Here is a 14,003-nt window from a genome sequence, read left to right as displayed (position 1 = left end):
TACAACAATTCCATCCAATCCCCTGAAACATTCGTTTAGGCATAAATTAGATACATGAATTCCATTTAGTGTACGTGACAGCTCAGTGCATGACATATTGGTGTACAGCACAGCCCAGTGCATAGCATATTAGTGTACGTGACAGCTCAGTGTATGGCATATTGGTGTACGTGACAGCTCAGTGTATGGCATATTGGTGTACGTGACAGCTCAGTGCATAGCATATTGGTGTACGTAACGCTCAATGCATAGCATATTAGTGTACGTGACAGCTCAGTGCATAGCATATTAGTGTACGTGACAGCTCAGTGTATGGCATATTGGTGTACAGCACAGCTCAGTGTATGGCATATTGGTGTACGTGACAGCTCAGTGCATAGCATATTGGTGTACGTGACGCTCAATGCATAGCATATTAGTGTACGTGACAGCTCAGTGCATAGCATATTAGTGTACGTGACAGCTCAGTGCATAGCATATTGGTGTACGTAACGCTCAATGCATAGCATATTAGTGTACGTGACAGCTCAGTGCATAGCATATTGGTGTACGTAACGCTCAATGCATAGCATATTAGTGTACGTGACAGCTCAGTGTATGGCATATTAGTGTACGTGACAGCTCAGTGCATAGCATATTGGTGTACGTGACAGCTCAGTGCATGACATTGGTGTACAGCACAGCCCAGTGCATAGCATATTAGTGTACGTGACAGCTCAGTGCATGACATATTGGTGTACAGCACAGCTCAGTGCATAGCATATTGGTGTACGTGACAGCTCAGTGTATGGCATATTGGTCTACGGCACAGTATAATGCACGAAATGTATACAGAATGAGCTAAAGAATAGGATGCAGGCAAGGGAAAGATCGATTCCGCAAAAATAGTTTCCACAGAATTGTTCTACAGAATTGTTTCTACAGAATTGTTTCTACAGAATTGTTTCCACAGAATTGTTTCCACAGAATTGTTTCTACAGAAATTATCTCCACAGAAACGAATGAGCTCTCTAAAAGAAGGGTGCTGTCCCAAAAGTCATCATAGAAGACTTCTGGGACAGCACCCTTCTCCCGTGAATCCGCTTTAAGCCTGCGTGCCTTAGGCCTGCGCACCTTAAGCCTGCGGCTGCCACGCCTGCTGCTGAACGAGCAGCCAGTTCAGAAACAAAACCACCTGTTCGGAATGCTCATGCAAATAAAAGTGCCCCCCGGGGAACTGCTGATGCCTGACCTCTCCATCGCTGTAGTCTCCCCATTCCTCCATCCGTCCTAAATCAACGAATGTATCATCGCTGCCGTTCAGCGTGCAAATATCCGTATGCAGCTTAGGCCTTCCAGCCTGCAGGCGGTATGTCTCCACAAGCTTGAAGTCGGCTCGGGCAATCGGCAGGAAATATTCTACGAAGGCCGGATCCTTCAACAGCTCGCGAGGCGTTCCGCCCAGAGATTCCAGCTCCTCCCGGAACTCATGCTCCGGCAGCAGATGACGCTGGGCTTGCATCGCCATATGGGGCGGATTTTTACCTGACACAATTAAAAGATTTGGCAAAAGCAGCTGCTCCGTTTGCAATACACATGCTAGTTCGTAAGCAACCAACGCCCCGAGGCTGTGTCCGAATAATGCATATGGAGCCCCGTCCGCCAACCAGGGCTTTAATATATTGACAAGATCCGACACAGCCTCATCCATATTTTCAAATAAGGCCTCGCTCGATCTAGCCCCCCGCCCCGCATACTCCAGCGGAATAAGCTCCACACCCGGGTCAAGGAACCTGCTCCATCGCAAGTAAGACGATGCACTGCCGCCCGCATGCGCAAGGCATATCAATTTATGGATGGACATATGCTCTCTCCCTCTTCTCCTTAGGATAATTAACTCCATAAGATAGAATAAACCATATTTTCCTTATAATAGATTTATTATACTTTATCGACTTCAAGATGAATATACTCCAATTTTATATAGCAGCCCTAATTAGACATGATTTGTACTTCCCGATATGATGAGAGTATGCAAATGTTCAAAGCATGGGAGTGAGGGCATGAAATCTTTCTATCAGAATTGGAAGCTCGACTATGAGCTGCCTTTGGTCATCTACTGGGGAAACAACCTGACGTTCTATGCGCACTATCATTCGGAAGTCGAGTTTATCTATGTCGAATCGGGGAGCATTCTTGTCGGAGTAAATGAGGAAAAACGCCTGCTCACTCAAGGCGATATGGTCATTTGCTGCAGCAATGACATTCATTATTTTGAGAGCAAGGATTTCTCGAAGGTTATAATTCTCATATTCAAGCCGGAAATGATCAGCCTGTCCGTGAACTGGCCGCATGATTTCAGCTTCGTTTCTCCCTTTATCCCGGGTGGGCACCCGGCCTTTACGCATATCAGGCAGTTGCTTTACGACATTATGGAGGAAAAAGAGAACGCCAAGCCGGGATACCAAATGTTCATCAAAGCCGGACTGCTCGAGTTGTGCGGAACGCTGCAGAGAAGCTGGCCGACCCAGAGCCTGAACCGCAGCTCGCAAAGCAAGCTCGAATCGAAGCGGGCTAGAATACAGCAAATTTTGTCATTCATCGAAGAGAATTATCAGGATGATTTATCGGTAGAAATGATATCGACCCGCTTCCAGATGGAGCCGTCTTATTTTTGCCGTACATTCAAACGTGCCGTGGGCATGAATTTCAAGACCTATCTCAATACGATCAGAGTGCTCAAGGCGGAGCGCAGGCTGATCAGCAGCGATGCCAGCATTATGGATATTGCACTGGAATGCGGCTTCAACAGCATCCGCACGTTCAACCGGGTTTACAAGGAGCTTAAGGGCTGCGTCCCCTCCAGCTCCCGTCACGGTGTTTCATAGCAGCACCGGTACTTGGGCGGGCAACGCACTAGTCATCGGTTCAATCTAAAAGTTTAAAATCCACTTCTGGAATGCACTTTAAGCCTAAAGTGCATTTTTTGTCTATGAATAAGCATAAACTGGCGAGAGATTCATCCTGCTACTTTCTATAATGATAGTGAAACCAAATTTATTATCGATGGAGGGATACCATGAAGCAGCTGCGCGTCGGAATGATTGGCTATAAATTTATGGGTAAGGCACACAGCAACGCTTATCGGACGCTGCCAATGTTTTTTCCGGAGGCTTTGAGGCCAGAAATGACCGCTCTATGCGGGAGAAACAAGGAAGCCGTATCCGAGGCCGCCGCACGATTGGGCTGGTCAGATGTCGTGACGGACTGGAAGGAACTGATCGCGCGTGACGACATTGACTTGATCGATATCAATGCTCCTAGTGATGCACATAAAGAAATCGCGCTCGCCGCGGCCAAGGCAGGAAAGCATATTTTCTGCGAAAAGCCGCTCGCGCTGACGTTAAGCGATGCCCGTGAAATGCTGCAGGCTGCAGAGGATGCGAAGGTCGCCCATATGGTCGGCTTCAACTACCGCTTCTCGCCAGCGGTCAAGCTGGCCAAAAAGCTGGTGGAGAGCGGCCGGCTGGGCAAAATCTATCATTTCAGAGCCTGGTTCCTGCAGGACTGGATCATAGATCCGGATTTCCCGCTCGTTTGGCGGCTGCAGAAGGAAATTGCCGGCTCGGGCTCGCATGGCGATCTCGGCGCCCATTTGATCGATCTCGCCCACTACCTGGTAGGAGACATTAACGAAGTCATCGGAATGAGCGAGACCTTCATCAAGGAACGGCCAATCGCCGAGGAAATGACGGGATTAAGCGCCAAGGGCAGCAAAGATTCCCCGAAGGGCCCGGTGACCGTCGACGATGCGACGCTCTTCCTGGCACGGTTCGCAAACGGCGCGCTGGGCAGCTTCGAAGCAACCCGTTTCGCGGCAGGGCACAGATCAACCAACTCTTTTGAAATTAACGGCAGTCTCGGCAGCGTGAGATTCGACTTTGAGCGAATGAACGAGCTGGAGGTGTACTTCACGTCCGATGAAGAGGATGTTCAAGGGTTCCGGAGAGTGCTGGCTACGGATCCGGCCCACGAATATGCAGAAGCCTGGTGGCCGCCAGGACACACGATCGGCTTTGAGCATACCTTCATCCATGAAATGCTGGAGCTGACGAACGCTCTTCGGGAAAATAGGCTGCCGCAGCCGAATTTCCACGACGGTGTGAAATGCCAGGCCGTCCTAGAGGCCGTAGAGCGCTCCATCGACGAGCGGCGCTGGGTCGAAATCTCGGAAATGTAAAGGAGATAGAGAGATATGAAGAAGGCATTAATCGTCTGGGGCGGCTGGGACGGACATGAACCGGAGCAGGTCGCAGGCATTTTCAAAAACATTTTACAGGGCCACCAATTCGACGTGGAGGTCGCGGATACGCTGGAAGCGTATTCAGATGCGGAGAAGCTGATGGAGCTCGATCTGATCGTGCCGGTATGGACGATGGGAGAAATCCCGCAGGCCTACGTCAACAACGTATCGGCGGCCGTACAGAACGGTACCGGACTAGCCGGCTGCCACGGCGGGATGTGCGATTCCTTTCGCCATAACGTAGATTGGCAGTTCATGACCGGCGGCCAATGGGTAGCCCACCCGGGCAATGACGGAGTGGAGTACACTGTGGAAATCAAGCAGTCCTCAAGCCCGCTTGTCGCCGGAATGGAGGATTTCAAGGTGGTTAGCGAGCAATATTATCTGCATGTGGACCCTGCGGTCGAGGTGCTGGCGACCACCCGTTTCCCCGTTGCGGACGGCCCTCACCGCTTGAACAAAGCCGTCGATATGCCGGTCGTCTGGACGAAGCGCTGGGGAGTCGGACGCGTATACTATAACTCTCTCGGTCACCATGCAGACATCGTCGCGCTGCCGCAGGTCACTGAGCTGATGACCCGGGGCCTGCTCTGGGCAGCGGAAGGTAAACGGCTTGCTATAGAGATGTACGGCGGTCAGCCGCTACAGCAGCAGAATCATTACACCGGAATGGGTGACAGCCAGTAACGCATGGTCGACAGGCTAGTAACCTGAAGCTATGGGCGACAGCTCAGATGCTGCTACTAAGAGGAGAGTCGGACAATGGACAAAAAAAAGGTAGGCATTATCGGCTGCGGTAAAATCAGCAGCATTTATATGGAGAACTGCAAGAAATTCGGCGTCCTGGAGCTCGCAGCCTGCGCCGATCTGGATCTGGCCCGGGCTCGGGAGCAGGCGGAGAAATACGGTATTCCCCGCGCCTGTACCACGGAGGAACTGCTCGGCGACCCGGATATCGACATCATTATCAACCTGACGATCCCGGCCGTGCATGCCGAGGTAAGCCTTAGAGCCCTGGAGGCCGGCAAGCACGTCTATGTAGAGAAGCCGCTTACCGCCACGCTCGAGGAGGGCAGGCTCGTGCTGGACACGGCGAAAAGGCTAGGCCTTCTCGTCGGCAGCGCCCCCGAAACCTTCCTTGGAGCCGGCATCCAGACCGCCCTCAAATTGATCGGGGACGGCGTGATCGGCCGTCCGGTATCGGCGACGGCCTTCATGATGAGCCGCGGCCACGAATTCTGGCACCCGGATCCGGAATTTTACTATGCGCAGGGCGGAGGACCGATGTTTGACATGGGGCCGTATTATCTAACCGCCCTGGTGCAATTACTTGGACCGATTCATTCCATCGCCGGGATGACGGGCAAGGCGAAGGAAGAGCGGATCATTACGAGCGAGAAAAAATATGGCAAAGCCATCACCGTCGATATTCCGACCCATGTGGCCGGTACGCTTCGATTCGAGAATGGAGCCATCGCCACCCTCATTACGAGCTTCGATATCTTTGGAGGCAGCAGCCTTCCGCCGATCGAAATCCACGGAACGGAAGGATCGATCCTCGTGCCTGACCCGAATACCTTCGGCGGTCCCGTGAAATACCGCAAAATCGGTGAAGCCGAATGGACCGAGCAGCCCCTTCTGCCAGGCTACACGGAGAACAGCCGCGGAATCGGTCCGGCGGACATGGCCTATTCCCTGATCCATGGCCGTCCACACCGGGCAAGCGGAGAGCTTGCTTTCCATGTGCTGGAGGCGATGTGGGCCTTCCATGAATCCTCCGATTCAGGCCGTTATTATGAAATGACAAGCCGATGCGAGCGGCCCGCGCCTCTTCCGGACAATCTTGCGCCGTATACGCTGGACTGAATCTTCTCGCAAAATCATTACTTTAGCCGCAAAAATCGGGCAGGGGATACCTTAATCCCCTGCCCGTTTCCAATTACCGCTTATATTATTCCCGGACAGCTTACGAACGGATTTCGCGAAATTTGGCTACGTATTTGGCCGCCAGCTCGGCAATCAGATCGTAACGCCCTTCCTTCGCCGGCGCCGTCAGATTTCCGCCGATCCCCACGGCGACGCAGCCGCTGCGAACCCACTGCTCCATATTGTCGAGGTCGACGCCGCCTGTCGGCATAATGTTCACGTGCGGCATCGGGCCTTTAACAGCTTTGATAAAGCCTGGATTAAAGTTATTGCCCGGGAACAGCTTCAGCACGTCCACGCCCAGCTTCAACGCCTCCTTCATTTCGTTAAGCGTCATGCAGCCCGGCATATAAGGGATGCTGTACAAATTACAGAGCTTCCCGGTCTCTTCATCAAAAGACGGGCTGACAACGAATTCAGCTCCAGCCAGGATCGCGATTCTCGCCGTAATCGGATCAAGCACCGTGCCTGCGCCTATGACAGCCTGGCCCCCATATTCCTTTATCAACCGCTTGATGACTTCATCCGCATCCGGCGTCGTAAAAGTCACCTCGATATTGTTCAAGCCGCCCTCAATGCAGGCCTTGGACATTTGATAAGCCGATTCGGCATCCTCTCCGCGAATCACCGCTACAACGCCCAGCGACGTAATATTTTGCAGCACCTTTATTTTCTTCATCATCATCTTCCTCTCTACTAAACTTTTTTATCTAATTTAGCTTTACAATTTACTATTATCTACATCATATTAAACAATAATTCGGAGGTAAATGCACTATATTCTTGAAAAATAATTGTATTTCCGCAATATTTCACGCTTTCTTACCAATTTTATAGGTCCAAGGGCAAATCAGCAATTCCTTTATTGTACAAAACCGATTTATGTGTTAATTTCAAGATAACCGATCATTATCATAAACCGTTAAAAAATTCTACCATCATACAACAGGTTGAGGAGGAAGCATAAATGAATAAAAAGCTAGACGTAGTCACTTTCGGCGAACCGATGGCCATGTTTTACGCGAATGAACCCGGGGAACTGCATAAAGCGGTCTCCTTCTCCAAAGCGATGGCTGGGGCCGAATGCAACGTATCGGTCGGACTATCCCGCCTGGGCCATTCCGTCGGTCTGGTTACCAAGCTCGGGGACGACAACTTCGGCCGTTTTATTACCGAAACCTTGAACCGGGAAAATATCGACACCTCGAATGTAAAATTTACGAATGAATATAGAACGGGCATGCTGGTTAAATCCAAAGTGCTGACGGGCGATCCCGTCGTGGAATATTTCCGCAAGAACTCAGCCGCCTCCACGATAAGCCTGACTGATTTTGACAGCGATTACTTCGCCTCGGCCAAGCATATGCATGCAACCGGCGTCTTTCCGGCCGTATCGAAATCCTGTCTTGAATTCGCCCTGCATGCCATCGATTTCATGCGGGCCGAAGGAAAGACCGTATCCTTCGATCCGAACCTGCGCCCTTCCCTATGGCCGGATATCGAGACGATGGTGCAGGCGATCAATGATCTGGCTGTCCGCTCCAACTGGGTGTTCCCGGGCATTAGCGAAGGCAAGCTGCTTACGGGCCATGACAAGCCGGAGGATATCGCGGATTTCTATCTGGAACGCGGCGTTTCGCTAGTCGTGATCAAGCTCGGCCCGGAGGGAGCTTACTTCAAATCCGCGGACGGAGAAGGATACGTTCCTGGCTTCAAGGTCGAGAAGGTCGTGGATACCGTCGGTGCGGGAGACGGCTTTGCCGTCGGCGTCATCAGCGGGCTGCTGGAGCAGCTGCCGCTGCAGGAAGCCGTCCGCCGCGGCAACGCGATCGGTGCTATCAATGTCATGTCCCCGGGAGATATGGACGGTCTGCCTGACCGGGAGAAGCTTCAGAAGTTCATGGAGCAGTAAGCTTCCATATTCATAACAAATCAAAAGAACATGCCCGTTAAAGAGGCATGTTCTTTTACTAGTTATAGGGTTCGTACGGATTGCCCCTGCTGCAGCACAGGCGGGAATCGATACGTAATCGGCAGCCCCGCCCCCTTCTGCTCGATCGCAGAGAGCAGTATTCTCGCTGCCTGCGTCCCCATATCATGAGCTGGCTGGGATATCGTCGTGATGACCGGGTTGTAGATATGGGCAAATTCGGCGTCGTCGATGCCGATCACGGACAGCTGCTCCGGAATCCGCAGGCCGGTCTGATTGGCGAACTTCAGTATTTCTGCCAGCACGATATCATTGCCCGCCAGCAGCGCGGTAGGCGGCTGGGACAGCGAGAGCAGCCCCTCCAGCACGGCGGCGATATCCTCCTTGGCCGCATGGCAAATATAGGCCTCATCGATCGGCAGCCCCAGCTCCTCCATCGCCTTTTTGTACCCGCTGACCCGCTCCTTGCGCGGCGTTATGACATAGTCGCCCAGCGGCAGCGAGAGCAGTGCAATCCGCTCATGGCCGTGGCCGGCCAGCTCCTGTATAGCCATTTTTGCCGCGGCCTCGTTATCGAGGAGCAGGCTTTGCGTCGTAACCCCATCGACAAGCCGGTCCAGAAATACAAGCGGCAGCTTCATATTCATTACCCGGTTATAGGAGCTGTTGCCATTGCCGGTCGGAAACACAATCAGCCCATCGACCTGTCGCGCCGCCAGCATTTCGATGTACTCGCGCTCTTTATCCGGGCTTTCATCGGCGTTGCAAATAATCACCTGCGTCTTGTGCTGCTGCAGCTCATTTTCAATGGCGCGTATGCACTTGATCGAAAGCGAGTAATCGATATTAGCCACAATGATGCCGACCATGAAGGTCCGGTTCTGCTTCAGGCTTCGGGCCAGTCCGTTAGGCTGGTATTTGAGATCCTCGATGACCTCGGCGATCCGCCTTCTCGTCTCCTCGCTCATATATTGATATCGTTCATTCAAAAACTGGGAAACCGTGCTTTTGGAAACTCCCGCGCGCTTCGCCACATCTTCGATTGTCGGTTTTTTCATCAGCCTTCTCCGCTCCTTGTCCAATCCAGCTGAGGAACAATACAAATCGGATATCGTTACTCAATCCTTCATATTACTAAAAAAGTATACCTATCTTTTAGTAAATAATCTATAGCTGACGCTAGCATACGTCCAAATCCCCTTCCCAGGCATTTTCGGCCGTGAATTTCTCTTCCAAACGGCGGGCCAGCTCATCATCCGCCAGCGGGTTGCGGTGCGTGTTCTCCAAATAAATGTATTTCTCTGTCTCCGGCATCAAAAATTCCTTGTACCACAGGAACATGTCCGGACTGTCCCCCAAGATCCGCAAATACTTGCGGATGGTATCCGCATGCCCGATCGTGTTCGCGACATTTGTCAGCCAATCGGCCCGGTAGAAATTCTTCCACTGTCCCTGCTCCGCTTCCCGCAGCGCTTCATGGCCGGTCTTATAGCTCCACACTGCTCGGGACGCAAGAACGAAGGCCTGCGGATACAGCCCGGCCAGATAAGCCTCATAGGCTCTGCAGATGGCATTCAAGCCTCTGCAGCCGCTCAAATGCAGATCGAGCTGTACAAGCAGCTGAACCTGCAGTCTCCTGCTCTCCTCCCCGGTTAGCTGCGCCATAACCTGAACGCAGCGCTCCCGCAGCTGCAGCCAATTCCCTTCAGCCGCGGCGGCCTTCTCCTTGAACCAGCGTACCTGCTCGGCAAATGGCAGACGCTCTGTCGCCCATACGAGGCGTTCATCCGTATCGGTCCTGCCCCGCAGCCAGTGCCCCATGATTTCACGGGCCGGATGATGATAAAATTCGTCTCCAGCGCGGTCGTCTTCATTCGGCCCGTAGGAGATGGCGCATTCGGCATATTGCCGGTACAAGCCGGCGATCTGAGCCTGACGGGAGCTGTACAGTCTCCCGATAAATTCGCGCAGATGCTCTCCCGGCTCAGCCGATCCATCCTTCCACAGCCGGGCGGTCAAATCAAGGGTATACAAATGAGGCAATAGATTGCCGCAATTGACAAGCAAATACTCCGATGCGCCGTAGCGGAAAGCCTCCTCCAGCTCTCGCGCAATGAACTCCGGGCGGCCGGGAAACATCGTCAAATGATTGGACGCCTGCAGGTCGTGGAACGTCACATGATAGTACACGCCATGCTTTCCTCCATCCCCCGGCTCAGGCAATGCCCGTACGCGCAAATTTAAATTTCCGTGACGGCGCGAGACCATTTTGCCATATCCGTTGTCCGCCCAGACCTTGATGATGTCCCCGGGGACCTCGATATGCCCGGCCTTGTACAGCTCGGCGATTTCCCCGTACATCGCCATGCAGCATACGGGATCATCGACGTATTCCTTGACCATGCCGTACTGTCTCTGCACAACGGAGGAGATCAATGCGCCGCGCTTCGCCGGGGTATCGAATGCCGGATCATCCTCCCAGAACGGCTTGTCCCCCTGGCCCCGGAAGGATAACACCCATACGATACGGTCATGCTGCTGCTTCTCAATCGCAGCCCGCCACAAGCCTTCGAACAGCTCCGGGTGCTGGCTGTAGCTTGCCTGTCTGCCGGGGTATGCCCGCAGGAACATCTCTGCTCCAAGCGGCTCGGCATGATGATGAGTTACCCATAAGCCCATCTCTGTAGCGAGCGTGTGATGAATGCCTGTTCTGGGAAGATCGGTTCCGGGAATGACCATATTACCTCCGCAGCGCAGCAGCGCTTCGAATACCGGCTGCCACACCTCCTCCGTCGGCGGATAAGCCTCCTTCCAGCCGATCAGGCAGACTTCATCGTTGACGAACCAGCCTCGATACCGTACCTTGGGCTGCACGGAATTATAATCATATGCCGCAACAGGGATCATTTCCCTCCTTGCAGGCAGCAATTCCGCCCAATACCAGAAAGGATCCACACCCAGCACAGTATGGCTGTAATGAAGCAGCCCATAAATGATGCCCAGCTCGTCCCTGCCCGCGATATGCAGAGCCTTTGTCCGCCCTCCAGCTCCATCGGCAAACCGGAAGCAGAACGCTTCGGGCCACTCGGGGCACCCATCCTCTGGCACGGCATAGCGGACGATCACATCACCGTCTTCCCCTTGCCGCGGAGACTCGCCAAACACTGTCCCGTGATCTCTGGCAATCATTTTCCAGGCATGCCGGATGGGCGGGCTCATTTCCATCTGGATATGATAAACGCTCCCTGCCGTAATAGTGAATTCCTGTTGACGGGTATTCATTGCTCATCAACTCCTAGATTCTTTTATCCCTGCTTCCTGAAAATCCGTTATATCCTCCAACTCTTTCTTAACACGTATTTTGCAAATAAACGCAATATCCTTCCTCATATCTGAATTTATCCCGGATCTCGCGAAAGTGGCCCAAAATATTGCCGTCTTCACTAAGTTTTGTTCAGCCCAAAAGACATCTCCCTCCATACAGAAACTGCAGGCTACCACCCGCAATTTCAGACAGGGGAGATGTCTATTGCGCTCAAACATTCAGGTCTCTACTCTTCGTGTCCGTACACATTTGTACCTTGGCATCCCGATACTATGCATTAATTTATGCTGCCTATGGCAAGCCAGGTTACGAATCCATAATTCTTGGGGCTGGTCTTAATTCTGGAAATTTCAAGAATCGCCGATTCCGGGGATTGCGATTTGAGCGACACGTAATACCCCGGATGGTTCGACATCGCCACGATAACATAATGCGCATGGGCAAAGGGTTCCTCGAACAACACCATCACTTCGGTGGATTCTTCATGATCCTGGAGAAGAAATGCAGCCATGCCAAACTGCTGGACCGCCGGCTGGCCATGAAGTGCGATCACGGGGGAAACGGCCAAATGCTTCAAGTCCACCGTCCCTTGCTTGATATGCCTGCCTTGCACGGCACTCTCGGCTAAATGCAGGCTACCAACCGACTCATCCGCCAAATGCAAGCTCTGGACGGAGCCTTCTTGCAAATGGGGGGAGCCGACGGAATCATTCTGCAGCACCCTGCCGTCCACCGCACCAGCCTGCAGATGGGCCCGGCTAATCGAATCTGCGGCAATAGCGCTTCCTTTCACGCCGCCCTCCGGCAGCAGACCTTCCCGCCGCAGCTCAGCGGATAAATGCTCTAGCTGCACGGCTTGAGGCTGAATATGGCGTGGTTCAATCGAAGCTGCTGCTATGTGACTTCCAGCCACACTCTCCTCCGCCAGGTGGCCCGCTTCCACCAAGCCTGGAGACAGATGCTGGCTCCCTATCGACTCATCTGCCAGATGATATCCCTGCACTGTACCGGCCTTGATATGCGAAGAACCTACCGCCTCTCCCTGCAATACGGCTCCGTCCACCGCACCAGCTTGCAAATGAGCCCCGCTAATCGAATCCGCGGCTATATCGCTTCCCTTTACGCCGCCCTCCGGCAGCAAGCCTTCCCGCCGCAGCTCAGCGGATAAATGCTCCTGCCTTACCGCTCCTTTACGAATATGGCGATCTTCAATCGCGCCTTCCGCAACATGGCTGGCGCTTACGATTCCCTCCGCCAGGTGGCCCGCTTCCACCAAGCCTGGAGACAGATGCTGGCTCCCTATCGACTCATCTGCCAGATGATATCCCTGCACTGCACCGGCCTTGATATGCGAAGAACCTACCGCCTCTCCCTGCAATACGGCTCCGTCCACCGCACCGGCCTGCAAATGAGCCCCGCTAATCGAATCCGCGGCTATATCGCTTCCCTTTACGCCGCCCTCCGGCAGCAGGCCTTCCCGCCGCAGCTTGGCGGATAAATGCTCCTGCCTTACCGCTCCTTTACGAATATGGCGATCTTCAATCGCGCCTTCCGCAACATGGCTGGCGCTTACGATTCCCTCCGACAGGTGGCCCGCTTCCACCAAGCCTGGAGACAAATGCTGGCTCCCTATCGACTCATCTGCCAGATGATATCCCTGCACTGCACCGGCCTCGATATGTGACGATCCTACCGCCTCTCCTTGCAATACGGCTCCATCAACCGCACCAGCCTGTAAATGAGCCCGACTAATCGAATCCGCGGCTATATCGCTTCCCTTTACGCCGCCCTCCGGCAGCAGGCCTTCCCGCTGAAGCTCAGCGGATAAATGCTCTAGCTGTACGGCTTGAGGCTGAATATGGCGTGGTTCAATCGAAGCTTCGGCTATGTGACTTCCAGCCACACTCTCCTCTGACAGGTGGCCTGATTCCACCAAGCCTGGAGACAGATGCTGGCTCCCTATCGACTCATCTGCCAGATGATATCCCTGCACTGCACCGGCCTCGATATGCGACGATCCTACCGATTCACTCTGTAATACGGCTCCGTCCACCGCATCAGCCTGAAGATGAGAACGGCTGATCGAATCCGCGGCTATATCGCTTCCCTTTACGCCGCCCTCCGGCAGCAGGCCTTCCCGCTGAAGCTCAGCGGATAAATGCTCTAGCTGCACGGCTTGAGGCTGAATATGGCGTGGTTCAATCGAAGCTGCAGCTATGTGACTTCCAGCCACACTCTCCTCCGCCAAGTGGCCTGATTCCACCAAGCCTGGAGACAAATGCTGGCTCCCTATCGACTCATCTGCCAGATGATATCCCTGCACTGCACCGGCCTCGATATGCGACGATCCTACCGATTCACTCTGTAATACGGCTCCGTCCACCGCATCAGCCTGCAGATGAGAACGGCTGATCGAGCCCAAGGCCAGATCACTTCCTTTTACGCCGCCCTCCGGCAGCAGGCCTTCCCGCTGAAGCTCAGCGGATAAATGCTCTAGCTGCACGGCTTGAGGCTGAATATGGCGTGGTTCAATCGAAGCT

The 14,003-nt window shown here is 53.3% G+C and carries 10 protein-coding genes; 5 read left to right on the top strand and 5 right to left on the bottom strand.

The genetic code is table 11. The features are described from left to right. Window positions 1–1,114: 1,114 nt before the first annotated feature. Complete coding sequence (locus BN2762_RS11680) at window positions 1,115–1,843, bottom strand: thioesterase II family protein (protein WP_055107159.1); 729 nt, start codon at window positions 1,841–1,843, stop codon at window positions 1,115–1,117. 199 nt (window positions 1,844–2,042) lie between these two features. On the opposite strand from BN2762_RS11680, the gene BN2762_RS11675 reads away from it, so the two are divergent. The 4 genes from BN2762_RS11675 (at window position 2,043) to BN2762_RS11660 (ending at window position 6,148) form a co-directional block, all read left to right on the top strand. After that, entirely contained in the window at window positions 2,043–2,867 is an 825-nt protein-coding gene (locus BN2762_RS11675) for an AraC family transcriptional regulator (RefSeq protein WP_055107158.1), read from the top strand. Between the two features lie 191 nt (window positions 2,868–3,058). Beyond that, window positions 3,059–4,219, top strand: coding sequence for a Gfo/Idh/MocA family protein (locus BN2762_RS11670; protein ID WP_055107157.1), 1,161 nt, complete (start codon window positions 3,059–3,061; stop codon window positions 4,217–4,219). A gap of 15 nt (window positions 4,220–4,234) precedes the next feature. Further along, window positions 4,235–4,969: a ThuA domain-containing protein gene (locus BN2762_RS11665; RefSeq protein ID WP_055107156.1), complete on the top strand. Its 735-nt coding sequence runs from the start codon at window positions 4,235–4,237 to the stop codon at window positions 4,967–4,969. Between the two features lie 75 nt (window positions 4,970–5,044). Continuing rightward, complete coding sequence (locus BN2762_RS11660) at window positions 5,045–6,148, top strand: Gfo/Idh/MocA family protein (RefSeq protein WP_055107155.1); 1,104 nt, start codon at window positions 5,045–5,047, stop codon at window positions 6,146–6,148. Between the two features lie 100 nt (window positions 6,149–6,248). On the opposite strand, the gene BN2762_RS11655 is transcribed toward BN2762_RS11660, so the two are convergent. Continuing rightward, entirely contained in the window at window positions 6,249–6,887 is a 639-nt protein-coding gene (locus tag BN2762_RS11655; protein WP_055107154.1) for a bifunctional 4-hydroxy-2-oxoglutarate aldolase/2-dehydro-3-deoxy-phosphogluconate aldolase, read from the bottom strand. Window positions 6,888–7,175: 288 nt separating this feature from the next. On the opposite strand from BN2762_RS11655, the gene BN2762_RS11650 reads away from it, so the two are divergent. Continuing rightward, window positions 7,176–8,120, top strand: a complete 945-nt coding sequence (locus tag BN2762_RS11650) for a sugar kinase (RefSeq protein ID WP_055107153.1) — start codon at window positions 7,176–7,178, stop codon at window positions 8,118–8,120. A 62-nt stretch (window positions 8,121–8,182) separates the two neighbouring features. Here the strand turns inward: BN2762_RS11650 and BN2762_RS11645 are convergent, their stop codons facing one another. From BN2762_RS11645 to BN2762_RS11630, 3 genes are all read right to left on the bottom strand, one after another. Next, complete coding sequence (locus BN2762_RS11645; protein ID WP_055107152.1) at window positions 8,183–9,196, bottom strand: LacI family DNA-binding transcriptional regulator; 1,014 nt, start codon at window positions 9,194–9,196, stop codon at window positions 8,183–8,185. A 121-nt stretch (window positions 9,197–9,317) separates the two neighbouring features. Next, window positions 9,318–11,420 carry a glycosyl hydrolase 115 family protein gene (locus BN2762_RS11640; RefSeq protein WP_148499931.1) on the bottom strand — a complete coding sequence of 701 codons (2,103 nt, stop codon included), beginning with the start codon at window positions 11,418–11,420 and terminating at the stop codon, window positions 9,318–9,320. Between the two features lie 320 nt (window positions 11,421–11,740). Continuing rightward, window positions 11,741–14,003: WIAG-tail domain (locus BN2762_RS11630; RefSeq protein WP_187386511.1), on the bottom strand; the 2,263-nt coding region annotated here is incomplete at its 5' end.

It is taken from the genome of Paenibacillus ihumii, from assembly GCF_001403875.1.
Classification (GTDB): domain Bacteria; phylum Bacillota; class Bacilli; order Paenibacillales; family Paenibacillaceae; genus Fontibacillus; species Fontibacillus ihumii.
Note: the sequence above shows the minus strand (reverse complement) of the source record. Positions and strands in the feature narration are given on the sequence as shown.